At 74.3% G+C, this 21,741-nt stretch carries 25 protein-coding genes and 1 pseudogene; 10 read left to right on the forward strand and 16 right to left on the reverse strand.

The annotated features are described in order from the left end of the window. Positions 1 to 35: 35 nt before the first annotated feature. The gene (locus ABZ249_RS11685) at positions 36 to 644 is read left to right on the forward strand and encodes a hypothetical protein (protein WP_355260688.1); all 609 of its coding nucleotides are present in this window, start codon (positions 36 to 38) and stop codon (positions 642 to 644) included. A gap of 111 nt (positions 645 to 755) precedes the next feature. Here ABZ249_RS11685 and ABZ249_RS11690 read toward each other — a convergent pair whose 3' ends face one another. The 7 genes from ABZ249_RS11690 to ABZ249_RS11720 form a co-directional block, all read right to left on the reverse strand. Next, positions 756 to 1,517 (reverse strand): polyphosphate polymerase domain-containing protein, encoded by a 762-nt coding sequence (locus tag ABZ249_RS11690; protein ID WP_355260691.1) that lies wholly within the window; start codon positions 1,515 to 1,517, stop codon positions 756 to 758. Beyond that, positions 1,514 to 2,107: a DUF4956 domain-containing protein gene (locus tag ABZ249_RS11695; protein WP_355261038.1), complete on the reverse strand. Its 594-nt coding sequence runs from the start codon at positions 2,105 to 2,107 to the stop codon at positions 1,514 to 1,516. The genes ABZ249_RS11690 and ABZ249_RS11695 overlap by 4 nt, the downstream gene beginning before the upstream one ends. Before the next feature lie 165 nt (positions 2,108 to 2,272). Continuing rightward, positions 2,273 to 2,932 carry a response regulator transcription factor gene (locus tag ABZ249_RS11700; protein WP_355260694.1) on the reverse strand — a complete coding sequence of 220 codons (660 nt, stop codon included), beginning with the start codon at positions 2,930 to 2,932 and terminating at the stop codon, positions 2,273 to 2,275. Then, the gene (locus ABZ249_RS11705; protein WP_355260697.1) at positions 2,929 to 4,536 is read right to left on the reverse strand and encodes a HAMP domain-containing sensor histidine kinase; all 1,608 of its coding nucleotides are present in this window, start codon (positions 4,534 to 4,536) and stop codon (positions 2,929 to 2,931) included. The genes ABZ249_RS11700 and ABZ249_RS11705 overlap by 4 nt, the downstream gene beginning before the upstream one ends. Next, complete coding sequence (locus tag ABZ249_RS11710) at positions 4,526 to 4,870, reverse strand: hypothetical protein (RefSeq protein WP_355260700.1); 345 nt, start codon at positions 4,868 to 4,870, stop codon at positions 4,526 to 4,528. The genes ABZ249_RS11705 and ABZ249_RS11710 overlap by 11 nt, the downstream gene beginning before the upstream one ends. Before the next feature lie 124 nt (positions 4,871 to 4,994). After that, on the reverse strand, positions 4,995 to 6,434 hold the full coding sequence (locus tag ABZ249_RS11715; RefSeq protein WP_355260703.1) for an MFS transporter: 1,440 nt from the start codon (positions 6,432 to 6,434) through the stop codon (positions 4,995 to 4,997). Between the two features lie 67 nt (positions 6,435 to 6,501). Continuing rightward, positions 6,502 to 7,701 (reverse strand): M20 family metallopeptidase, encoded by a 1,200-nt coding sequence (locus tag ABZ249_RS11720; protein ID WP_355260706.1) that lies wholly within the window; start codon positions 7,699 to 7,701, stop codon positions 6,502 to 6,504. A 104-nt stretch (positions 7,702 to 7,805) separates the two neighbouring features. On the opposite strand from ABZ249_RS11720, the gene ABZ249_RS11725 reads away from it, so the two are divergent. Next, positions 7,806 to 8,831 carry an AsnC family transcriptional regulator gene (locus ABZ249_RS11725; RefSeq protein ID WP_220563925.1) on the forward strand — a complete coding sequence of 342 codons (1,026 nt, stop codon included), beginning with the start codon at positions 7,806 to 7,808 and terminating at the stop codon, positions 8,829 to 8,831. A 200-nt stretch (positions 8,832 to 9,031) separates the two neighbouring features. Here ABZ249_RS11725 and ABZ249_RS11730 read toward each other — a convergent pair whose 3' ends face one another. From ABZ249_RS11730 to ABZ249_RS11770, 9 genes are all read right to left on the reverse strand, one after another. Further along, positions 9,032 to 10,009 carry an ATP-binding cassette domain-containing protein gene (locus tag ABZ249_RS11730; protein ID WP_355260709.1) on the reverse strand — a complete coding sequence of 326 codons (978 nt, stop codon included), beginning with the start codon at positions 10,007 to 10,009 and terminating at the stop codon, positions 9,032 to 9,034. Between the two features lie 2 nt (positions 10,010 to 10,011). Further along, complete coding sequence (locus tag ABZ249_RS11735) at positions 10,012 to 10,860, reverse strand: ABC-2 family transporter protein (protein ID WP_355260712.1); 849 nt, start codon at positions 10,858 to 10,860, stop codon at positions 10,012 to 10,014. Beyond that, on the reverse strand, positions 10,853 to 11,653 hold the full coding sequence (locus tag ABZ249_RS11740; RefSeq protein ID WP_355260715.1) for an ABC-2 family transporter protein: 801 nt from the start codon (positions 11,651 to 11,653) through the stop codon (positions 10,853 to 10,855). Before ABZ249_RS11740 ends, ABZ249_RS11735 begins: the two co-directional genes overlap by 8 nt. A gap of 242 nt (positions 11,654 to 11,895) precedes the next feature. Next, positions 11,896 to 12,324: a hypothetical protein gene (locus ABZ249_RS11745; protein ID WP_355260718.1), complete on the reverse strand. Its 429-nt coding sequence runs from the start codon at positions 12,322 to 12,324 to the stop codon at positions 11,896 to 11,898. A 192-nt stretch (positions 12,325 to 12,516) separates the two neighbouring features. Beyond that, entirely contained in the window at positions 12,517 to 13,182 is a 666-nt protein-coding gene (locus ABZ249_RS11750; protein ID WP_355260721.1) for a hypothetical protein, read from the reverse strand. Then, entirely contained in the window at positions 13,179 to 13,781 is a 603-nt protein-coding gene (locus ABZ249_RS11755; RefSeq protein WP_355260724.1) for a DUF6286 domain-containing protein, read from the reverse strand. Before ABZ249_RS11755 ends, ABZ249_RS11750 begins: the two co-directional genes overlap by 4 nt. A 15-nt stretch (positions 13,782 to 13,796) precedes the next feature. After that, positions 13,797 to 14,132 carry an Asp23/Gls24 family envelope stress response protein gene (locus tag ABZ249_RS11760; RefSeq protein WP_355260727.1) on the reverse strand — a complete coding sequence of 112 codons (336 nt, stop codon included), beginning with the start codon at positions 14,130 to 14,132 and terminating at the stop codon, positions 13,797 to 13,799. Next, positions 14,129 to 14,314: a DUF2273 domain-containing protein gene (locus ABZ249_RS11765; RefSeq protein ID WP_220563913.1), complete on the reverse strand. Its 186-nt coding sequence runs from the start codon at positions 14,312 to 14,314 to the stop codon at positions 14,129 to 14,131. The genes ABZ249_RS11760 and ABZ249_RS11765 overlap by 4 nt, the downstream gene beginning before the upstream one ends. A gap of 55 nt (positions 14,315 to 14,369) precedes the next feature. Continuing rightward, a complete protein-coding gene (locus ABZ249_RS11770; protein ID WP_355260731.1) occupies positions 14,370 to 14,840 on the reverse strand; it encodes an Asp23/Gls24 family envelope stress response protein in 471 nt (156 codons plus the stop codon). A 447-nt stretch (positions 14,841 to 15,287) separates the two neighbouring features. On the opposite strand from ABZ249_RS11770, the gene ABZ249_RS11775 reads away from it, so the two are divergent. The 8 genes and pseudogenes from ABZ249_RS11775 (at position 15,288) to ABZ249_RS11810 (ending at position 21,723) form a co-directional block, all read left to right on the forward strand. Further along, positions 15,288 to 15,872, forward strand: coding sequence for a sigma-70 family RNA polymerase sigma factor (locus ABZ249_RS11775; protein ID WP_355260734.1), 585 nt, complete (start codon positions 15,288 to 15,290; stop codon positions 15,870 to 15,872). Continuing rightward, positions 15,863 to 16,417 carry a hypothetical protein gene (locus ABZ249_RS11780; RefSeq protein WP_355260737.1) on the forward strand — a complete coding sequence of 185 codons (555 nt, stop codon included), beginning with the start codon at positions 15,863 to 15,865 and terminating at the stop codon, positions 16,415 to 16,417. The genes ABZ249_RS11775 and ABZ249_RS11780 overlap by 10 nt, the downstream gene beginning before the upstream one ends. A 125-nt stretch (positions 16,418 to 16,542) precedes the next feature. After that, positions 16,543 to 17,379, forward strand: coding sequence for an ACT domain-containing protein (locus ABZ249_RS11785; RefSeq protein ID WP_355260740.1), 837 nt, complete (start codon positions 16,543 to 16,545; stop codon positions 17,377 to 17,379). 83 nt (positions 17,380 to 17,462) lie between these two features. Then, the gene (locus ABZ249_RS11790) at positions 17,463 to 18,761 is read left to right on the forward strand and encodes a hypothetical protein (protein WP_355260743.1); all 1,299 of its coding nucleotides are present in this window, start codon (positions 17,463 to 17,465) and stop codon (positions 18,759 to 18,761) included. A 113-nt stretch (positions 18,762 to 18,874) separates the two neighbouring features. Next, complete coding sequence (locus ABZ249_RS11795) at positions 18,875 to 19,591, forward strand: L,D-transpeptidase family protein (RefSeq protein WP_220563907.1); 717 nt, start codon at positions 18,875 to 18,877, stop codon at positions 19,589 to 19,591. 152 nt (positions 19,592 to 19,743) lie between these two features. After that, a pseudogene (locus tag ABZ249_RS11800) lies at positions 19,744 to 20,052 on the forward strand (hypothetical protein); the annotation flags it as partial. Next, entirely contained in the window at positions 20,041 to 20,784 is a 744-nt protein-coding gene (locus ABZ249_RS11805; protein ID WP_355261041.1) for a hypothetical protein, read from the forward strand. The pseudogene ABZ249_RS11800 and the gene ABZ249_RS11805, both read left to right, overlap by 12 nt. Before the next feature lie 519 nt (positions 20,785 to 21,303). After that, a complete protein-coding gene (locus ABZ249_RS11810; RefSeq protein WP_355260746.1) occupies positions 21,304 to 21,723 on the forward strand; it encodes a hypothetical protein in 420 nt (139 codons plus the stop codon). The last annotated feature ends 18 nt before the right edge of the window (positions 21,724 to 21,741 follow it).

Genomic DNA, 21,741 nt, shown 5'->3' on the forward strand with positions numbered 1-21,741 from the left:
GTACGGTCGTGCTACTAAAACCGGAGGGGAGTCCCGTGTTCGAGTTGGTCTCGGAGAACCCGATCGCCGCGGTGATCGTGATGTGCGAGTTCGGACTGTGGGTGCTGTTGGGGGCGGGACTTGCGCTGCGCTACCTGCTCCGGTGGCGCGCCCTGAGCACGCTGGTGCTGTGGTCCATCCCCCTGCTGGACGTGGTGCTGGTGGTGGCCACCGCGCTGGACCTGCGCGGCGGCGCGGAGGCGGGGATGATCCACGGGCTGGCCGCCGTGTACCTGGGGTTCAGCGTCGCCTTCGGGCCCGCGATCGTGCGGTGGGCCGACGTGCGGTTCGCGCACCGGTTCGCGGGCGGGCCCGCCCCGGTCAGGCCGCCGAAGCGGGGGCCGGGGCGGCGCGCCCACCTGATGCGCGAGTGGTACCGCGTGGTGAACGCCGCCGTGATCACCTCGGTCACCCTGCTCGTCCTCGTGGTCCTGTTCGCCGCCCCGGAGGGGCGGGAGGCGCTGCTGTGGTGGATCGGCCGGGTGTGGGTCGTGGTGGGCCTGTGGTTCGTGTTCGGCCCGCTCTGGGAGAGCGGGAACATCCTCGCGCGCGGCGACGAGGAGCAGGACGAGCACGCCGGGCGCGGCGAACGCGCCGCGCGGTAGGACGCCGGCGCTCCAGGCCCGTCCCGACCGGGCCCGGGGGCCGGGCCCGGTCGAGGTGTCGACATGTTCCCTGGTCAGGCCCGTTGTTTCACGTGAAACAACGGGCCGCCGTCATGCCGCGGCGCGCTCCAGCGTCGGGTGGTCCAGGCAGGCGGCCATCGCACGGTGCCACTTGTTGCCGCGGAACCCCGGCTCCAGCGCCGCCAGGGTCGACGCGTACTTGGTGAACGCCACCTCGCGGAACCCGAGCGCGTGCAGCCGCCGCTCGGTCTCCGTGAGCCCGCCGCGCGTCTTGACCTCCAGCAGCGCCCGACCCGGCCGCATGGCGACCGACCAGCCCCCGCGCCGCCCGACCAGTTCGGTGTCCACGGTGACCCGTTCCTCGCCCGACAGGGCCACCGCGGTCGCCCGGCGGTAGTCCGTCACCGCGCTCGGCACCAGCACGTCCGGCGGCTCGATCCCGTACGCGGTGAGGGAGTCGTCCAGGAAGCGCCGGGTGGCCGGGGTGAGCCGTTCCGGGGAGCCGTCGTGCTCCATCCGCACCTTGTCGGTGATCCCGCGCGCGCCCTTGAGCTTGACCTCGAACATCCGCGTCCCGGTGTCCTCGTAGGTCCGCACCCGCACCTTGTACCGGAGCCGCCGGCCCTGCCGGTGGTCTCGGAAGCACCGCAGGTCCGGGGTGTCCAGGTAGGTGGAGGAGTACCGGAACGACGTCCGTCCGCCGATGGTCAGCACTCCGAACCGGGCGGGGGAGAACAGGTCGTCGACCACCTCCTCCGGCACCAGGTACTTGCGGCAGGTCCGCGTCACCAGCGCGGCACGCTCGTTGATCTCCTCCAGGGAGAGCGCGGGCAGCCCCGCCGGAGCGCTCATCGGCCCTCCCACCGGGAGGCCGCGCCGCTGCGGGCGGGCGCCGCGCCCGGCGCCGGGACCCGGAACCGCACGTCCACGACCATCAGGTCCCGCACGTAGTCCACCTCGACCACGTCCACCCGGGTCACCTGCGCGCGCAGCCGCGCGGCCAGGTCCTGGCGCAGCGCCACCGGGTCCTCGTGCACCGCGTCCAGGGTGAGCATCCGCCGTTCGTGCCGGGACAGCAGTCTGGGGTGGTCGCCCACGTACATCACGGTCAGCAGCAGGGCGTTGAGCCCCAGCAGCACCCACGGCGCCGACATCGCCACCGCGTTGATCAGCCCCAGCGCGATGGCCGTGAAGTAGTACCCGATCTCGCCCTGGCTGATGAGGTCGGAGCGCAGGCGCAGGATCGACAGCACGCCGAACAGCCCGAACCCGACCGCCAGCGCCACTTCCTGGCCGGTCATCATCGACACCACCGCGAAGATGCCGGTGTTGAGCGCCACGTAGGCCAGCAGGAGGTCCCGCCGGCCGTGGCGGCGGAAGTAGAGGACGTACGACAGCAGGGTGATCGCGATCATGTCGATCGCCAACGCGAACCAGAACATGGTGACCATCGTGTGCCGCACGGGTGAGGCGGTCATGAGCGCCGCATGAGGGAATCCTCATGCGGGGGACACGGGTCCGCCACCCGCCGTCCACCCCGCCCCGGACGCGCGAAGGGCCGGGGACGCCCGTCCCCGGCCCCATCTCCGGCCCCGCCTCCGGCGGCCTCAGTCCATCAGCCGGTACCCCATGCCGCGCACCGTCACGATCCGGTCCGAGCCCACCTTGCGGCGCAGCGCCCGCACGAACACGTCGACCACGTTCGACCCGGGATCGTAGTCGTAACCCCACACGTGGGACAGCATCTGCTGCCTGCTCAGCACCTGTCCGGGGTGCCGCATCAGCAGCTCCAGCAGCGCGAACTCCCGCGCGGTCAGGTCCACGGTGTCGCCGTCCACCGCGACCCTCCGGGTCCTCAGGTCCAGGGCCAGCCCCCCGGCCTGGAGCACGGTCAGCTCGCCGCTCCGCTCACGGCGCATCCGCAGGCGCACCCGTGCCAGCAGCTCCTCGAACCGGAACGGTTTGGTGACGTAGTCGTCCGCCCCGATCTCCAGGCCGGTCACCGTGTCCCGCACCCCGTCGCGGGCGGTCAAGATCACGACCGGGGTGTCCACCCCCATCGAGCGCACCCGCCGCAGCACGTCGAACCCGTCGGTGTCGGGCAGCCCCAGGTCCAGCAGCATGAGGTCGAACCCGCCGCTCACGGCGTAGTCCACGGCCTCCGCGCCGGTGCCCACCACGGTCGTGGTGAACCCGCCCGCGGTCAGCCCCTTGCGGATGAACGAGGCGATCCTCTCCTCGTCCTCGACGATGAGGATGCGGCTCACAGCTGCTCCCTTCCCTGGGGGATGACGAGGGTGAACGTGGACCCCTGGCCGAGCGTCGAACGCAGGTCCACCCTGCCCCGGTGCGCCTCGGCGATGGCCCGGACGATCGCCAGGCCCAGCCCGGCGCCGCCCCCGCCCGCGCGGGCCGCCCCGCCGCGGGAGAACCGGCCGAAGATGCGCCCCTGTTCCTCGGGGGCGATGCCGGGGCCCTGGTCGGTGACCCAGAACAGCACGTCGGGGCCGTCGACCATGGACCCGATCCTGATGGTGGACCCGGGTTCGCTGTACCGGACCGCGTTGGCCGCCAGCTGCACCATCGCCTGGGTGACGCGCTGCGGGTCGAGCCGCCAGTCCCCTTCGGCCATGGCGTCCAGCCGCCAGTCGCGGTCGCCCAGCCGCCGCACGTGGGCGTCGATGTCGCTGGTCAGTTCGGCCAGCGACACGGGCTCGGCGCGCACGAAGTCGGGCTGCTGGGACTTGGCGAGCAGCAGCAGGTCCTCGACGATGCGGCCCATGCGGTCCAGCTCGTCGGTGACCAGCCGGATCACCTCGCGCCGCTCCTGCGGGTCGTCGCCCATGAGCTCCAGGTGCCCGCGCACGATGGTGATGGGGGTGCGCAGCTCGTGCCCGGCGTCGTCGACGAACCGCCGCTGCTCGGTGAACGCCCCCTCCAGCCGGTCCAGCATGCTGTTGAACTGCTGGGCCAGGGCGGCGATGTCGTCGCGCCCGGACACCTCGATGCGCCGGGTCAGGTCCTCCTCGGTGATCTCCGCGGCGGTCTGGCGCACCAGCCTGACGGGGGCGAGTATGCGTCCGGCCACCCACCAGGCGGCGCCGCCGGCGGCGACCAGGCCGATCAGGCTGACCAGGGCGATCGTCCGCACGGTCTCGGCGACGGACTCCTGGTCGGGGTCGGTGAAGTAGCCGGTGACGAACCAGCCGTCCGCCCCGGCGGCGTCGGGTGAGCGCACCCGGACCTTGACCCACTCCATGGGGCCCGCCGGGGTCTGGAGGGTGCCGCGGCCGTTCGGGTCGTCGAGGATCTCGGCGACCAGTTCGGGGTCCGCGGACACGTCGAAGAGCGGCTCCTGGGCCTGGCGGATGCGCCCGGCCTCCCGGGAGGCCGTCCCCCCGGCGGCGCCCCCGCCCGGGGCCGCGCCCGCGGGGCCGGAGGAGCCCTCGACCCAGCCGAACAGGATCTCCGACGGGTACGGGAACTGCCGGGCCAGGTGGACCTCCATGAGCTCGGAGACCTCGGTGAAGGCGGCCCCGGTGTCGGGGTCCTTCCCGACCCTGGCGAACTCGTTGAACTCGCCGAGCTCCTGCTCCAGGGCCCGGTCGGCCCGGTCGCCCACCCCGCCGTTCAGCGCGCTCCAGGTGACGAGCACGACCAGGGCCAGGGTCAGGGCCATGAGCAGGATCACCCACGCCATGATGATGAGCCGGGCCGGCAGGATCCTCCTGTGCCCGTGGTGCTCCTCGGCCGCCATGTCCCGGAGCACCATGGTGGGGAACACCGCGGTGTTGCCGGAGGACGCCCGGTGGACCCGGTGGGCGTCGGTGCCCAGGTCCTGTGTGGGGGAGTCGGGCCCGTCAGTCGTCATCGTCGTCCCCGTCGTCGTCATCGTCGCAGCCGTCATCGTCGTCGCCGACGCAGGCTGTGGGGGAGGGGGTCGGGGACGGCTCCTCGCTCGGCGGCGCGGACGTCTCGGACGGCTCTTCCCGGTCGGTCACAGGCGGTGGGGGCGGAACGACGTTATCCCCTCCCGCCGATACCTCGGCCTCGGGCACGGCGCCGGGGGACTCGCCCACGACGACCTCGCCCGGGGGCACCGGGGCGGCGTCACCCGACGACAGGTTCCAGGCGAGCCCCGCCCCCCCGAGCAGGACCGCCGCGACGGCGGCCACCGCCGCCGGCAACACCCATGGTGATCTCATACTCCCCGAGCCTGCCCGGACGGGGCGAAGGCGCGATGAAACGCACATGAGGTTTTCTTCATCCGCGCACACGGGACGGGCCCCGGGACCCTGAACGCGGTCCCGGGGCCCGTCGGGCCGCGGGTCAGGCGTCGGCCCCGACCCGCCGCCCGGCCCGCCCGCTCCGCCCGGCCAGGACGGCGGTGACCACCGCCAGGGCGGCGCTGATCCCCCACACCGCCCGGTAGGCGTCCAGTGAGGGCAGGTCGGTGCCCTGGATCAGGAGCATGCCCAGCAGCGAAGCGGTCAGCGCCCCGCCGACGCTGCCGCCCAGCGTCTTGAGGTTGTTGTAGAACGCGGTCGCGCTGCCCGAGCGGTCCTCGGCGCTGTCCTCCACGATCACCGTGGGCAGGGCGCCCAGCGCCAGGCCGAACCCGAGCCCGGCCACGGCGAAGCAGGAGACGAAGGCGGGCAGCGACGCCCACGCCGCGGCCAGCCCCACCGTTCCCGCCGCCATGAGGACGAACGACAGGCCCACCGTCCGCCGGTACCCCAGCCGGGTCGCGATCGGCGCGATGCCGCTCGCCCCGATGAACGCCAGCACCGTCGGCACCGCGATGACCAGGCCGATGCTCATCACGTCCAGCCCGAACCCGTAGCCGGTCCGCTCCGGGTCGCTGGACAGGTAGGTCACCGCGATGCTCTGCCCGCCGAGCATGATCACGCCCAGCGTGAACCCGCCCAGGTACTGGGGCGCGATCCGCGGGTGCGCCACGGCCCGCACGTCCACCAGCGGGTTCTCGCTGCGCAGCTCCACCCGCACCCACAGGACCAGCAGCACGACCGCCAGCACCGCGCCGCCGAGCACCACCGGCGACGTCCACCCCAGCTCGTTGCCCTGGGACACGCCGCCCAGCAGGCTGACCAGCGCCAGGCCCAGCAGGATGCCGCCCGCCCGGTCCATCCGGCCCGAGGCCCGGTTCCGCGACTCGGGCACCTTGAAGTACGACAGCGCCAGGCAGCCCGCGGCCAGCACGGCCAGGATCCCCAGGGTGACGCGCACGTCGCCGAGGGCGGTCTGGAGCACGCCCACCAGCAGGACCCCCAGCAGCGAGCCCAGGGTCAGCGAGCCGACCAGCATGCCGATGGCCCTGCGCCCCTGCTCGGGGGAGAGGCGGTCCCGGACCAGCCCGATCTCCAGCGGCAGCAGGGCGGCCAGCGGGCCCAGCAGGGCCCGGCCCACCAGCAGCACGCCCAGGGTGGGCGCCAGCGCGACGACCACGCTGCCCACGGCGATACAGGCCAGCGACACCCGGAGCATGCGGCGGTACCCGTACAGGTCGCCCAGGCGGCCGAACACGGGGACGCTCACCGCGGCCGACAGGTACTGCACGGCGTGGATCCAGTGCAGGTCGGCGCCGGAGATGTCCAGTTCCTCGCGCAGAGGCGGCAGCAGCGGGGTGATGGAGCCCTGGAGCAGGCCGCTGGTGAGCTCGAAGAACACCAGCAGGCCCACGACGGCCACCACACCGGTGGTGGCACCGGGCGCCGCCGTGCTGTCGGGCGACGAGGGGGGAACGCTCATGGCAGGCCTTCCGTACGGGGTGAGGGGATGGGCGGGACGGCGCACGGCCGCGGGCCGGCGGCCGGGGTCAGGCGTCGCCGCGCGACAGGCGGCGCACCGCCAGCTCGGCCAGCAGCGCGGCCTGGGCGGGCAGCACCGCGTCGTCGTAGCGGGCCTGCGGGGAGTGGTTGGCGGGCGCGGAGCCGGGGTCGGCGTCGGCCGGGGTGGCGCCGAGCATGAGCATCGCCCCGGGCACCTCGCGCAGTACGAGGGAGAAGTCCTCCGAACCCGAGGCGGGCACCGGCGACACGAACCCGGCGTTCCCGCCGAACAGGTCGTGCACCGTGTCCATGGCGAAGGCCGCCTCGGCGGCGTCGTTGACGGTCACCGGGTACAGCACCCGGTACTCCACGTCGGCCTCCAGCCCGTGGGCCGCGGCGATCCCGCGGACCAGGGCGGGCAGGGCCTCCCTGAGGCGCTCCTGGTTTGCGGGGGAGTAGCTGCGCACGGTCGCCTCGAACTCGGCCTCGTGCGCCAGCACGTTCTGTTGGGTCCCGGCGGCCAGGCGGCCCACGGTGACGACCACCGGGTCGAAGATGTCGTAGGTGCGGGTCACGTGGCTCTGCAGCGCCAGCACCATCTCGCAGGCGGCGGGCACCGGGTCCTTGCCCCGGTGCGGCGACGAGCCGTGGCCGCCCTCGCCGCGCACGGTCACCCTGAGCACGTCGGAAGCGCTCATGACCACGTCCGGCTTGGTCGCCCAGAACCCCGCGGGCAGCATGTTGGCGGCCACGTGCACGGCGTAGGCGGCGTCGAGGGGCCTGCCCGCCGCGTCGAGCACGCCCTCCTCGATCATCATCCGGGCGCCGTCGTGCCCCTCCTCGCCGGGCTGGAACATGAACACCACGTCGCCGGGCAGCTCGTCCCGCACCTCGCACAGCAGCCGGGCGGCGCCCACCAGGCCGGCGACGTGCAGGTCGTGGCCGCAGCCGTGCATGACGCCGTCGAACCGGGAGGCGTACTCCAGGCCGGTGTCCTCCCGGACCGGCAGGGCGTCCATGTCACCGCGCAGCAGGACGGCGCCTCCGGGGCGGCCGCCGCGCAGGACGGCGGTGACCGAGCCGAGCGCCCGGCCCTCGGTGATCTCCAGGGGCAGGCCCTCCAGGGCGGCCAGGACCTTGGCCTTGGTCAGCGGCAGCGCCAGGCCGATCTCCGGTTCGCGGTGCAGGGCCCGGCGGAGCTCCACCAGGTCCTCGCGGTGCTTCTCCGCCCGTTCCACCATCCGCATGCTCGGGTCCCCCCGTCGTTCACGTTCTCCGACCGGGCCAGGATGGGGCGGTATACCTGTAGGGGCGCCGATTTCATCGGAAAATCGCAGGTCGGGGGAGATCCATGCCGGAAAACCGCATCCTGGACGATGTGGACCAGCAGCTGGTCCACGCCCTCCAGATCTCCCCGCGCGCCTCCTGGACCGTGCTGGGCCGGGTCCTGGGGGTAGACGCGGCCACGGTCGCCCGGCGCTGGCAGCGGCTGCGGGACTCCGGGGCGGCGTGGATCACCTGCTACCCGGGGGCCGCGCTGGCGGGGGCGGGCGGCTGCCTGGCGTTCATCGAGGTGGACTGCGTCGGCGGCCACCTGCTGCCGGTGGCCCGCGCCTTCACGGAGCTGCCGCACGTGTCCACCGTCGAGCACGTCACCGGGGACCGGGACCTGCTGCTCACGGTGATGACCGAGGACGTGGGGGCGCTGTCCCGCTGGGTGGTGGGCTCCCTGGACACCATGGAGGGGGTCCGCGCCAGCCGCACCCACCTGGCGGGGGCGGTCTTCACGGAGGGCAGTCGCTGGAGGCTGCGCGCGCTCACCCCCGCCCAGGTGGAGCGCCTGTCCGCCGAGGCGTTCCCGGTGGAGGCCGCGGACCTGCCCGACGAGCTGGACCGCCGGATCATGGTGGAGCTGTCCATGGACGGGCGCATGCCGTACACCGCCCTGGCCGAACGCTGCGACAGCAGCCCCGACACGGTGAGGCGCCGGGTCCGCCACCTGTTCGCCGCCCGCATGGTGCAGGCCCGCTGCGAGGTGGCCCGGCCGCTGTCGGACTGGCCGTCCGTCGTCCTGCTGTGGGCGGGCGTCCCGGCCGACGCCATCACCGAGGCGGCCCAGCGCATCACGGCCATGCGCGAGGTGCGGCTGTGCGCCGGCGTGACGGGGCGGCACAACCTGCTGATCGCCGCGTGGAGCCGGTCGGTGGAGGACTCCCAGAGGTTCGAGGCCGACCTGATGCGGGTGGTGCCCGAACTGGTCGTGGGCGACCGGGCGATCGGCCTGTGGCAGGCCAAGCTCCTGGGGCAGCGCCTGGACCAGCGGGGCTACCGCACCGGCGGGGTCCCGGTGGACCCCTGGGCCGTCCCCGGGGCCTGAACCGCGGGAACGGCCCGGGGGCGGCCTCACCGTCACGGTCGGCTTCCCGGCCGTGGAGGGTGACGCATTCGGGCGGTGACGCAACTACGCAACGAAAGCGCTGCCGCCCGCGGGGCGGGTTTTCGTCACCGCGGGCGACGGCCGACACGCCCGGGGCGCCGCCAACGAAAGGCGTCGGCGGCGCCCCGGCGGGGTCCGGCTCAGGCGGGCCGCGGTTCGGCGCCCCGGTACAGGGCCGCCACCACGCCCTCGATGTCGGGCTCCTGGAGGGTCAGGTCGGCGATGTCGTGCCCCGCCGCGACCCGCCCGATCACCGCCGACGGGTTGTCCGCCAGTTCCAGCCACTGGCGGGGCCCCTCGGTCCGTACGCACCGCGCGCCCGCCACCTCCAGCGGCGGGGCGGGCTCGGCCAGGTCCACCACCAGCACCCGGGGCGTGGGCACGGCCGCGCGCAGTCCGTCCAGGTCGCCGTCGTAGGCCAGGGAGCCGTGGTCGATCACCACCACCCGCTCGCACAGGCGCTCCACGTCGCCCAGGTCGTGGGTGGTGAGCAGGATGGTGGTGCCCTCCTCGGCGTTCAGCCGCAGCAGGAACTCGCGGATGGTCGACTTGCTCACCACGTCCAGGCCGATGGTGGGCTCGTCCAGGACCAGCAGCCGGGGCCCGTGCAGGAGGGCGGCGGTGAGGTCGCCGCGCATCCGCTGGCCCAGGCTGAGCTGGCGCACCGGGGTCCGGAGGAAGGGCCCCAGCTCCAGGAGTTCGGTGAGCTCGGCCAGCCGCCGGGCGTGGTCGGCGGCCGGCACCCGGTACATGTGCCGGGTCAGCTCCAGGCTGTCCTTGAGCGGCAGGTCCCACCACAGGGTTGTGCGCTGGCCGAACACCACCCCGATCCGGGCGGCCAGGCGGGTCCGCTCCCGGGACGGCTCCACGCCCAGCACCCGCAGGCGCCCGGCGGTGGGGGAGAGGATGCCGGTCAGCATCTTCATGGTGCTGCTCTTGCCCGCGCCGTTGGGGCCCAGGTAGCCGACGATCTCCCCGGCCCTGACGGTGAGGTCGATGCCGCGCACGGCGGACACGGTGCGCCTGGTGCGGCGGAACAGCGGGCCCTCGGACAGCACGAAGTCGCGGCTCAGGCCGACCGCCTCGATGACGGTCTCGTCGGAGTGTGCGCGGGTCATCTTCAGCTCCCGGTGGATCGGTAGTGGCGCAGGCCCAGCCGCCACAGCAGGGCGGCGGCCGCGCACGACAGGGCGGCGACGAACGGCGGGGCGTAGCGGAGGAGGCCGGGCAGCCCGGTCGGGTCCGGGCGGTCCAGCAGGTACAGGACCGGCTGCCAGCAGACGAACGCCAGCGGGACCGTGAAGGTGACGGCGTACACGACCCCCTTGCCGTAGATGGACAGCGGGTACTCGGTGAGCGCCTGCCCGCCGTAGGTGAGGGAGTTGGCGGCCTCGCGGGCGTCGGCGACGAAGAACTGCAGGCACCCGCTCGCGGTCCAGACGGCGGCGGCGATCGCCACCCCCGACACCAGCAGGACCGGCAGCATCAGGACCTTGCCGGGGGTCCAGTCGATGTCGCAGTGGTACAGCGCCACCCCCATGACCACGGTCGCCGGGACCACCCGGCCCAGGCGGCGCAGCGCGAACCGGTCGGTGGCGATCTGGATGAGCGGGGAGACCGGCCGCACCATCATGACGTCCAGGGAGCCGTTGCGGATGTGCTGGCCCAGCCCCTCCACCATGCCCATGAGCATGTCGGCGGTGGCGAACACCAGGTTGGACAGGGACGCGATGAGCAGGCCCTCGGCCAGGGAGAAGCCGTCCAGCGCCCCGGCGTGCCCGAACACGACGAACACGGCGGAGATCTCCGCGATCGCGCCCAGGGAGGTCCCGAAGGTCATCAGGGCCAGGGAGGCCGGGTACTGGGCGAGCGCGCGGCTCCAGGTCCAGGCCAGCAGGAGGTAGGTGCGGACCGGCCGGGTCAGGCGTTCGACGGGCCGGTCGGGGGTGCGCGGGAGGAGGTCAGCCACCCTGGACCACCACCTTGCGGGTGGCGAGGGAGGTGAGCCACGCGCCGAGCAGCAGCAGGGCGGCCGCCCACCCGGCCTGGAGGGCCAGTCCGCCTACGGCGGTCCCGCCCGGCAGGCTCTCCTTGCCCAGCATGACCTCGGCGGGGATCTGGACGGTCGCCGCCCAGGGCAGGACGCGCAGGACGTCGGCCACGGCCGGCGGGAAGAGGGGGAGGGGCAGCAGCATCCCGGCGGCCACCGGGCCGACCAGGCCGACGACCGCCCAGATCCCCCGGGTGTCCAGGATCCAGAACCCGGCCACCTCGTACAGGTAGCGCAGGGCGAACCCGATGACCGCGGCCAGGGCGACGGAGGCGAGGACCAGCGTCCAGTGCCCGAGCGTCCCCGGCAGCAGCAGGTCGAACAGGAGCACCCCGACGAGGAAGGTCGGGACGCCCCGGAAGACGATGCTGAACGTTGCCCGGCCCAGGTCCTCGGCCAGCCACCAGCCGAGCAGCGGGACCGGGCGCAGCAGGTCGGTGCCGACGGCCCCGCTGCGGATGCGCTCGCCCAGGTCCAGCGGGGGACCCATGATCGCGACGGTCGCGATCAGCGCCTGGCAGACGAACACCTGGGTGACGGCGTCGGCCGCGTCGTACCCGTTGATCTCGGGGCGCACCGAGAAGAGGGCGAGGAGGACGGCGGCGTTGATGCAGCCGAAGACGGAGTTGGTGAAGATGCCGGCGATCGTGGCCGCGCGATAGGTGGAGTACCTGCGCAGCCCTCTGATGTACACGGCCGGATAGACGCGCACGAAGGAAGACCCCCTGGGACGTGCTCTGTGTGCACTACGTGCTGGATGGGAACTTCGCGCCCGAAAGGCGCGGTGTGTCCGGCACGTCCCTGACGCGCGAGGGGCTCAGGTCCGGGTCGCCGCGAAGGGTGAACATAACACGTCCGCGCGGCGGCCGGGGAAGGGGCGGACGGGTCCCGTCCCGGCCCCCGGTGTCGGGGCGGGACCCGGTGCGGCCGGTGTCGCCGCGGCGGAGGCCGGGGTCAGGGCGCGGTGCGTGTGCCGTCCGGTCCCTCGGGGGACCCGGGTTCCCGCTCCCGGAAGGAGTGGCGGAGGTCCTCCTCCGCGCGCCGGTCAGCGAGGAAGGCGGCGATCAGGAAGGTCAGCCCCAGCGCGGAGGCGACGGCGGTGGCGGGCATCGTCCAGACCGCCTCCGGTCCGAAGCCGCCGAGGAGGGTGGGAGGGGTCGGGTGCGCCAGGAGGAGCACCGCCACCACGGTGAACCCGGCCACGACGCCGACGACGGCGAACACGCCGGTCGCGGCGGTGAAGCGGGGCGCCCGCATCAGCACGGTGGCGGGGGTGTCCTCGCTCCGCCCCGTGGTCGTTCCGATGTCTTCGGCCTCCGGGATGGGGGAGGCCGTGGTGCTGGTCGTCATGCCCGTCGAGGTGAGCCCGGCAGGGATTCTCATGTGATCTCCCGTGTTCCGTCACTCTGTTCTTGCCGCTCGTCCTGAGGACGAGATCGGGCTTGATCAACTCACGCCCTAATCTATGTGATCTAGTTCACTTTCCCCCTCGGAGGAAAAAAATCTACCTCGGACGGTGATTTTACGTTCACCAATAGTCGCCCAAGGGTTGCGAGGGGGTTGCATCACCGCTGTTCACAGCACCTTTCTGGTGGACTCCCCGCCCACCGCCACCACGGCGAGCGTCGGCACCGCCGGGACGCCCAGGGACATCCGCAGCGGCTCGACCGCCGTCTCCCGGCAGCCGTCCAGGAACTCGCGGAGATCGGTGTCCGGGGACACGACCGCCTCCAGCCGCAGCCACGGGGCGTTCTCCGGACCGTGGAGCCGGGCGCGCGCCCGCACCGCCCCGGGCACTCTCTCCACGGCTTCGGCCACCGCGTCCCCCAGGGCGTTCCCGGACAGGACGGTCAGGCCCGCGGCCGAGTCCGCGCCCCGCACCAGCCGGCGCAGCCGCCCGGTGTCCCGCTGGGCCAGCAGCCACCACACGCCCAGCAGGACGGCGGCCAGCCCGGCGGCGGCGACGGCGTAGGGCAGCAGCTGCGGTGGGACCGGTGGTGCGAGCCGCGGCCGGAGGTCCAGGCCCCCGGCCGCGGGGAGGCCGGCCCGGGCGGCGGCCCCGGCGGCCCCCAGGGCGCCCGCGGCGATCAGCGCGGCACCCAGGGCGAACGAGAGCGCGCGGTTCAGGCGCGACCGGCGCGTCGCCCCGCGGAAGGGGCGGCGCGCGGGCCCCCGCTCCGCGCTCACCGCCTTCTGCACGCGGCCCTCTTCCTGCGTACGGTTCTCACGGATCGCCGTCATGCCGGACCCACCTCGCGCACGCGCGCCCGGACCGCCGGACGGGGCAGCACCCCGAGCTCCCCGGCCCTGCGGCGCACAGATTCCTCCACCCGGCCGCGCAGGGCGCCGGAGGACCCCCGCATACGGGTGGAGACCAGGACGCGCACGCGCCGCCTCCCCACCCGCACGCGGGCACCGCTCACACCGTCCACCTCCCGTGCCTCCTCGGCGAACAGCCGGGCGGCCGCGCCGCGGGTGAGGCCGCACACGAACAGCGGGTCGCCGGTCACCAGCGCCAGCGGCCCCCGGCCGCCGCGCGCGAGGGAGGACACGACCAGGGCGGTGCCGACGACCAGCGCGGCGGCCGACAGGACGGCCGTCGCGCCGACGCCCGACACCGCAGCGGACAGGTCGCCGACGGTCCGGACGGCCGGGTGGTCCGGAACGAGGGCCCGGGCCGGGGCGACCGCCCCCGCCGCCGCCCCGGCCAGGACCAGGGATACGGCGCACAGCACCGCGGTGCCGGTCCGGCGCGGACGCAGCAGGCGCAGCGCGGTGCGCCGCGCGGACCGGGACCGCTTCTTCTCGGAGTTCTTCTCCGAGTTCTTCTCGGGACACATGGAAGGCCTTCCGTGTCAGCGAACGACCGGTGGGAGGACGAGGCGGACGATGCTGACGTCCGCCGTGTGGACGCGCAGTCCCGTGGTCCGTTCCACCGCGGCGACGAGCCGCACGCGCAGGTCCGCCGCGGCCGCCTCCAAAGGGCGGGGGTAGGCCATCGCGACCTCCACGCGCAGGGCGACGCGAGAGCCCCCGCGGCTCACCTCGACCCGCACCGGGGAGCCCGCGATCGCACCGCGCAGCGCCCCCTCCAGGGGGCGCACCGCCTCGTGGCGCAGCGCTTCGTGGCGTACCAGGCGCTCGATCACGCGGTCGGCGACGACGGTCCGGCCGGGGGTGGGCGCGCTCACCGCACGTCCCTCCGGTCCCTCGGTGTGAACAGGGCGGCGAGGTCCACCTCGCCCGCGTAGGCCCTGCCGAGGAGGAACCCCAGCGCCCCGAACAGCAGGACCAGCAGGAACGCCCAGAACCCGCCGAACGCGGCGGTGAGTCCCAGGACGACGCCGAAGGCGAGTCCGACGATCGGCCACATGACTGCTCATCTCCGGTCTTCGTGCTCGGTCTCACGGGTGGTCACGACGGGCCCCTCACTGCACACGGGGCTCGTTGCCGGAGGCGTCCTCGCCCTCGCCGGGGAGGTGGATGTCGTCGACGGCCACGTTCACCTCGGTGACCTCCAGCCCCGTCATCCGCTCCACGGCCGAGACCACGTTGCGCCGGACCTCGGCGGCCAGGTCGGGGATGACGGCGCCGTACTCGACGACCAGGTTGATGTCGACCGCCGCCTGGCGCTCCCCGACCTCGACCGCGACCCCCCGGTCCGCGGCGGCCGAGGAGGTCGAACCGGGGATGCGCTCGCGGACCGCGTCGAAGGCGCGGGAGGCGTTGCCGCCCATCCGGTGGACGCCGCGGACCTGCCGGGCGGCCATGCCGGAGATCTTGGCGACCACGTGGTCGGCGATCACGGTGCGGCCCTGCGCGTCGCCGTCCGTGGCGGTGGTGACGCGGCGCAGGTCGGTGCCGGCGGTTCCGGTGCCCTGGGGGTTCTCGGCTGCCATGTCCGTCTCCTCTGTCTCTGCTTCTGTTCCTGCTTCGGGTGGCTCTGCTTCGGGTTCGTGCTCGGGCCGACGGCGCCGGATCAGCGCGGCGGGGCGCCGGGGGCCGCGACGCGGTGCGCCGCGGACCGGAGGCGGGAGAGGCGCAGCCTCGCGCCGGTCACCGCGTCCGCCGGACGGGGGAGGGGGCCGCCGGGCGCGGGGGACGCGCCGTCCCCGGCCCGCCCGGGCGCGTTCGCCGGGGCCTCCCGCCGGGTCGGTGTCCTGGCTTCTCCCATGGCCGGTCCTCCGTGTCCTCGTGTGCGGCACGCCCGTTCCGGTGCCGTCGTCCGTGAAGACACGGGAGCCCGCGCTGGGCTCACGGTGGATTTCACGTGATGCGGATCACGTTTTTTCAGTGCTGGAATGGATACTGAATGTACCTGTCCGAATACCGTGAGTGGGTGATCCGTGTCAGATGAGCTCCGGGAGGAGTCCGCGGCACCGGCCGGGCCGGAGGACGCCGTCCCCGAGGCCGTCCTGGTCGAGCGTGCGCAGGACGGCGACGACACGGCGTTCGAGATCCTGCTGACGCGGCACCAGGACGCGGTCTACCGCATCGCGCTGCGCATCCTGAGGGACCCGGGCGACGCCCGGGACGCCGCCCAGGAGGCCCTCATCACGGCCTGGCGCAAACTCCCCGAACTGCGGGACCCCGGGGCGTTCGGCCCCTGGCTGAAGCGCATCGCGGGGCGGCGCGCCCTGAACCTCCTGCGCTCCGGGGCGGACACCGAACCGATCGACGAGCAGGCCGCGCCGGACCCCCGCGACGCCGGGCCGGACGCCGAGGCGCTGGCCGGCGACCTGCGGGGCGCGCTGATGCAGGCCCTGGCCGGACTGCCCCCGGGACAGCGCACCTGCTGGGTCCTGAGGGAAATGGAAGGATGGGGATATGAAGAGATAGCAGAAGTCGTCGACGCGACCCCGACCGCCGTGCGTGGGCGGATCCACCGCGCCCGCACCCATCTCGTGAAGGCTCTTGCACCATGGCGCTAGAACCGCCCGACGACGGCGCTGACGGCCTCCTCCCCTGCGGGAACGAGGAGGACGTGCTGGTGCGGAACCTGATGGAGGGCCGCACCACCGAACACGAGGCCCGCTGCCCCCACTGCCAGGCCACCGCGCGCGACCTCGCCCCGCTGGTGTCCGCGCTGCGCGAGCCCGAGACGGAGGCGGTCAAGGCCCCCGCCGGGCTCGTCGAGGACGTCATGCGCGCCATCCGCGCCGAACGCGGGAACCGACGCTCGCTGCTGCTCGGCGGACCCGGCCCCGGAACGACCCGGATACGGGAGTCCGCCGTCGCGGCCATGGCGCGCTACGCGTCCCGGGGGGTCCCCGGGGTGCTCGTCGGCCGCTGCCGGGTGGAGCGGGGGCCGGACGGGCTCGCGGTCTCCCTGACGGCGCGGGTCGCCCACGGCACCCCCATCGCCGGGGCGGCCGAGGACGTGCGCCGCACCGTGCGCGACATCCTGGAACACCGGCTGGGACTCCCGGTCGTCCGGATCGACATCGAGGTCGTCGGGCTGATCGAGTCCGACTGAGCAGGGAGAACGCTCACGCGGGACCGGCGGTGCGGGCGGGGCGGTGACGGGACTCACGCCCCGCCTTTACCGCCCCGTCATCGGACGGAGCACGGGCGCAACGTCGGCTTGGCACCGTCGGACCCATGGACGCTACCGATGCCCACGACGGAACCGACGACCGGCGCACCGGCTTCCTCGGCAGGGAGGCCCTCGACTTCGGGGTCCTGCTGACCGCCGCCGGGGCGGCGCACCTGGTGGTGCTCTCCCTGGGCCACAGCGACGACGGGGCCCGCGCCCTGCTCGCGGTCGGGACGCTGCTCGTCCTGGCCTCCGGCCTGCACCGCTGGTACCGCCACCGGAGGCCCGCGGCCCCGGCCGCGCACCGGGTGGAGACCCGCCGCCCGCACGGTGCCGCACCCGTCCACGAGCCGCTCGGCGACCGCCTGTGGAGCGTGCGCGTCACCGTCGCGGACGTCCCCGGCGGGCTCGCCGCCCTCACCGCGGGGTTCGCGGCCCTGGGCGTGGACATCCGCCTCATGCACGTCCACCCCGCCGGGGCCGAGGCCGTCGACGAGTTCTTCGTCAGCGCGCCCGCCAGGGTGGGGGCGCACGCCCTGCACGCCGCCGTCCGGGAGGCGGGCGGCCGCGACGCCATCGTGCGCACCGCCGACCCGCACGAGCTCAGCGACACCACCAGCCGGACCCTGGCCCTGGTCGGGGCGCTCGTGTCCGGGGACACGACCCTGGAGGACTCGCTGCTGTCCCTGGCCGCCGCCCGCGTGGTCGAGACGGCGGACGCGCCGCCCGCCGGCCTGGGGCGCGAGGACCTGTCCGGCACCGTGATGACACTGCCCGCCCCCGACGGCCGGGTGCTGGTCGTCCGGCGCTCCGGAACACCGTTCACGCCGGTGGAGTTCGCCCGCTGCCGGGCGCTCGCACAGGTCGCCGCCACCCTGGGCAGCCGGACCGGCGGCGCCTGAGGGGGCGGATGAGAACCAGGGGGTCCGCGAGCGCGTCGCACCGGGGGCGGGCCGCACGGGTCCGCCCCACCCCCTGGAGGAGCATGACCGACAACGATCCGCTGGCCGCCGCCCGGGCGAGCCTGGCGAAGGGCGAGCCCTCGCGCGCCGTCCTCTCCCTGCGCCCGTACGCCGACGACCTGCCGCTGCCCGACCTGGTCGCGCTGGTGCGCGACGCCTCCCGCGCCCTGGGCGCGGACGACCTGGCCGGGGCCGCCGCCGACCTGCTCGCCGACATCGACGGCCCCAAGGCCCTCTACGACTTCGGATACGCCGCTACCGGGTCAGGGATCCCCTTCGTCGGCGTCCCCGCGCTGCGCCGGGCCCGCGGCCTGGCCCCCGACGTCCTGCCGGTCCTGTGGGAGCTGGCCTCCGCGCTGGAGGACTCCCACCGGCACCGGGAGGCCGCCGACGCCCTGCGCGGGTGGGACGGCGAGCTGCCCGCCTGGCCCGGCCGGTACCTGATCGCCTACAACTCCCTGGCCGCCGGGGACCTCGCCGGGGCCCGGGAGGCCCTGGCGGACCTGCCCGAACCCGAGGACCCGGACTGGGGCCCGGCCCGCGCCCGGGTCGCGGCCATGGCCGAGCGGGCCGCGGTGGCCGCCGCCGTCGGCCCGCTGGACGGCTCCGACCTGCGCGGATGGCACTTCGTGCTGCACGGGGGAGTGGTCGCGCACCTGTCCCCGCACGGGTTCGAGGAGCCCATGCGGGGGCGCTACGCGTTCGTCTCGGACGACTACTCGTACTGCCGCACCGGGCTGGAACGGCTGCGGCTGGTGCTGGAGACCGCCGGGCGCGCGGTGGACGGCGTCATGGCGCTGCCCGACCGGGACAGCACGGTCCTGGGACTGGCAGCGTCCCGGCTGCTCGGCCTGCCGCTGCTGCCGGTGGACCCGTCCCGGCCGGGCGCGCTGGTGGTGGCCTACGACCTCGACGACGCCGACCCGGAGCTGCGCGGGGCGCTGTTCGAGCGGCCCGAGGGGCAGATCCTCTTCGAGCACGCCGCGAGCTGGGTCCGCCCCGAGGGCCCGGCGGCCGACGTGGTGACGCTGCTCCACCAGAACGTGCACCGCCCGTGGGGCGAGCGGATGCGGATGGTGGACGTGCAGGACCCCTCCCGCGGTGTGGAGACGGTCCCGGCGGACGGGCGCCCGGAGGCCGAGCTGGCCGAGGAGGTCCTCGCCGCCGAGGCCGTGACCGGGGAGAACGGCGAGGAGGGGCCGCCGGACACGGTGGACGTGCTCGCCGGGTTCGTCGGGGCCGTGGCCGGGGGGTGGGCGCGGACCGGCCGGCGCTGGCGTGCGGACACGCCGGGGCCGGTGCGCAGCTCGTACTTCATCTGACCCCCGCGGCGGAACGCGGGCCCGCGGCCGGGGATCCGGTTTCGGGCCCGCGCTTTTTTCCACAGGCTGTGGAAAATCCCCCATGATCCGCCCCAGGCGGGTAAAAGAGACGTATGGCAACCCCCCGAACACCCTCCGTCCCGTTCCTCCGACGACCGGCCCGGCTCCTGGCGGTGCTGACCGCCGCGCTGTTGGGCGCCCTCCTGCTCGCCCCTCCGCCCGCCGACGCCGCCGTCCGCGAGCTGCGCAACGGCGACTCCGGGCGGGCCGTCGCGGCGCTCCAGGAGCAGCTGCTCGACCTCGGCTACTGGCTCGACGGCGCCGACGGCGAGTTCGGGCCCCACACCGCCCAGGCCGTGCTCGCCCTCCAGAAGGCCGCCGGGATCGACCGCGACGGCGTGGTCGGCCCCGACACCCGGGCCGCCCTGGCCGACGGGGTCCGACCATCGGCGACCTCCTCCGGTGACGCGCTGGAGATCGACCTGGAGCGCCAGCTGCTGCTGGTGGTCTCCGGCGGGGAGGTGGAGTACACGCTCAACACCTCCACCGGATCCGGCAGGCCCTACCTCGGCTCCGACGGCTCCGAGCGGATCGCGGTCACCCCCACCGGCACCTACACGGTGTTCCGGCAGGTGTCCGGCTGGGACCCGGGCCCCTACGGTGCGCTGTACGCGCCGATGTACTTCAACGGCGGCATCGCCGTCCACGGGTACCCGAGCGTGCCGGCGCAGCCGGCCTCGCACGGCTGCGCGCGGGTGAGCCTGTCGGCCATGGACTGGCTGCGGGAGGAGGGGCACATCGCGGTGGGCACCACCGTCGTCGTCCGCTGACCGCCTCCCGGGGCGGGCCCGCCCCGCCCCGGGGACCCACCTGCGGCGACCGCCCGTCCGGGGTCGCCCATCCCACCGGTGGCCGCCGACGTCCGCGGGAAGGAGTGCAGACTGCGGGCGGAGGGACCGCCCGGTCCGCGAAGGGAACCGTGATGCCTTTCCTGATCGCCACCGCGCCCGGCCGCGCCGACCGCCCCAACGAGGACTTCGCCGCGGTGTCCGCGCACTGCGCGGTGCTGCTGGACGGGGTGAGCGGGCCGCCCGACGGCGACGACGGCTGCTCCCACGGCGTGGCCCGGCACGTCCGGCGGCTGGGCGCCCTGCTGCTGGCGGGCATGGACGCCGGGCTGCCGCCGCGCACCGCGCTGGCCGAGGCGATCGGGGCGGCGGCCGCCCTGCACGTCGACACCTGCGACCTCGCCCACCGGGACACCCCCTCCGCCACCGTCGTGGCCGTCCGCCTCCACCCCGGCGGCGACCCGTCCGGCCCGGACACGGGCGGCGCGGCGGTACCGGACGGCATGCCCGGAACCGGGGCGCTCCCGACGGAGGGCACGGCCGGGCCCGGGTGGCTGGAGTACCTGGTGCTGTCCGACTCCGTGCTCCTGGTCGCCGACCCCCGCCCCCTTCCGGGCGCGCAGTCCGACCCGCGCGCTTCCGTGCGCGTGCCGCCGGAGCCGCGCGCTCCCGCCGGTGCGGCGCCGGATCCACGTCCCGGTCGGGGCGTGCCGGAGCCCGGATCGGTTCGGGCTCCGGGGCCGGACGCGCGCAGCGGCGTGCTCCGGGAGGTGGACGGGGTCGGTCTGGTGGCCGACACCCGGCTGGACGTCCTGCGGGCCGAGCTGCGCAGCCGCGGTGAGGCGGCGGGGGCGATCCGGGCGCTGCGCGGTGTCCCCGGCGGGTTCTGGACTGCGGGCTCCGACCCGCGGGCCGCCGACGAGGCGCTCACCGGGACGGCCCGCCTGGACCGGTTCGCGCTCATGACCGACGGTGCCACCCGCGCGGTGGAGGTCTTCGGCGACCTGGATTGGGGACAGGCTTTCTCCCTGGTTTCGGACAAGGGGCCGGGGGCGTTGATCGAGCGGGTGCGCGCCCTGGAGGACGCCGACCCGCAGGGGCGCGCCCACCCCCGCGGCAAGGTCCGCGACGACGCGACCGTCGTGTCCTGGGCACCGGAGAGCCTTGCGCCTTAGGCGATCGCGGACGGCCCACGGGTGCGGGGGAGGCATCGTCCGCGCCCCGGTCCCGTCGGCCGCTCCGGCGGCGGACCGCCTCCCGGGCCTCACAATCGCTATTTCGGTTGGCCTTAATCCGGGTATTCGGATATCTCTCGTGGTGGCCCCTGGGGGCGGGGAGTGGTGTCACCAGGTGGGAAGTGCGTCACGCCCATTGGCCGTCAACGACGTTTCTCCCGGCGATTCAGATGACATTTGATGGATTTGTCGAGAAAAATTCCCGAGCCTCCGTAGAGATCCCCGCGCGTCACACCTCTGTGTGGCGGAGAACGCCGGGACGCCCACGCCACAGGCGCTTTCGCCTGTCGTGTTCATCCGGTAGATTTCCCGGTAACCGAACAGTCGGGGTTACTCCACAACGTCCTCGCACGGCTTCGGTGTTCTCTCTGAACCCCCTGTTCACTTGTGCACCCCCAGGTGTCCCCTGCACGGAAGCAGCGATTGACGATCCTTCTCGGAACAAGAAATGGAGGCGGAGTGACCCCCACGGGCGTCCTTGAACCGACCGGCCCGAACCGCGCCCTCAACGGCACCGGATGGCTGGACCGCCTCCTCTCCACCCCCGTGGCCGCCCCCGTCGAGCGCTCGCGCCCCCTGCGCGACATCGACGGGTACGAGCACCGCCCCAACCCCCTGCACGCCCGCACCACCGCCGAGTTCCTCCTCACCATGCGCCGCTACGTGGTGTGGGCCGGCGACTGGTCCTACCGGGAGCTCGAGTACCTGTGCGGCGGAGCCGTCAAGCACTCCACCTTCTGCCAGGTCCTGGAGGGGGACCGGCTGCCCCGTTACGTGTTCCTGATGGCCTTCGTCACCGCCTGCGCCGGCGAGGACGAGGCCGAACGCCGCCGCTGGGTCACCGCCTGGCACCGCGTCCGCGACGCCGCCGCCCGCTGATCCCGGCCCTGTCGGCCA

Origin of the sequence: Nocardiopsis sp. NPDC006139 (assembly GCF_040614155.1) — a bacterium.
GTDB lineage: Bacteria > Actinomycetota > Actinomycetes > Streptosporangiales > Streptosporangiaceae > Nocardiopsis > Nocardiopsis changdeensis.

Coding starts and splice junctions, on each gene's coding strand:
- ABZ249_RS11750 (WP_355260721.1), bottom strand. CDS start 13,182: ATGACGGCGATCCGTGAGAACCGTACGCAGGAAGAGGGCCGCGTGCAG.
- ABZ249_RS11790 (WP_355260743.1), top strand. CDS start 17,463: ATGACCGACAACGATCCGCTGGCCGCCGCCCGGGCGAGCCTGGCGAAG.
- ABZ249_RS11795 (WP_220563907.1), top strand. CDS start 18,875: ATGGCAACCCCCCGAACACCCTCCGTCCCGTTCCTCCGACGACCGGCC.
- ABZ249_RS11765 (WP_220563913.1), bottom strand. CDS start 14,314: ATGTGGCCGATCGTCGGACTCGCCTTCGGCGTCGTCCTGGGACTCACC.
- ABZ249_RS11705 (WP_355260697.1), bottom strand. CDS start 4,536: ATGACGACTGACGGGCCCGACTCCCCCACACAGGACCTGGGCACCGAC.
- ABZ249_RS11720 (WP_355260706.1), bottom strand. CDS start 7,701: ATGCGGATGGTGGAACGGGCGGAGAAGCACCGCGAGGACCTGGTGGAG.
- ABZ249_RS11715 (WP_355260703.1), bottom strand. CDS start 6,434: ATGAGCGTTCCCCCCTCGTCGCCCGACAGCACGGCGGCGCCCGGTGCC.
- ABZ249_RS11690 (WP_355260691.1), bottom strand. CDS start 1,517: ATGAGCGCTCCGGCGGGGCTGCCCGCGCTCTCCCTGGAGGAGATCAAC.
- ABZ249_RS11725 (WP_220563925.1), top strand. CDS start 7,806: ATGCCGGAAAACCGCATCCTGGACGATGTGGACCAGCAGCTGGTCCAC.
- ABZ249_RS11710 (WP_355260700.1), bottom strand. CDS start 4,870: ATGAGATCACCATGGGTGTTGCCGGCGGCGGTGGCCGCCGTCGCGGCG.
- ABZ249_RS11755 (WP_355260724.1), bottom strand. CDS start 13,781: ATGTGTCCCGAGAAGAACTCGGAGAAGAACTCCGAGAAGAAGCGGTCC.
- ABZ249_RS11745 (WP_355260718.1), bottom strand. CDS start 12,324: ATGAGAATCCCTGCCGGGCTCACCTCGACGGGCATGACGACCAGCACC.
- ABZ249_RS11780 (WP_355260737.1), top strand. CDS start 15,863: ATGGCGCTAGAACCGCCCGACGACGGCGCTGACGGCCTCCTCCCCTGC.
- ABZ249_RS11730 (WP_355260709.1), bottom strand. CDS start 10,009: ATGACCCGCGCACACTCCGACGAGACCGTCATCGAGGCGGTCGGCCTG.
- ABZ249_RS11695 (WP_355261038.1), bottom strand. CDS start 2,107: ATGTTCTGGTTCGCGTTGGCGATCGACATGATCGCGATCACCCTGCTG.
- ABZ249_RS11785 (WP_355260740.1), top strand. CDS start 16,543: ATGGACGCTACCGATGCCCACGACGGAACCGACGACCGGCGCACCGGC.
- ABZ249_RS11770 (WP_355260731.1), bottom strand. CDS start 14,840: ATGGCAGCCGAGAACCCCCAGGGCACCGGAACCGCCGGCACCGACCTG.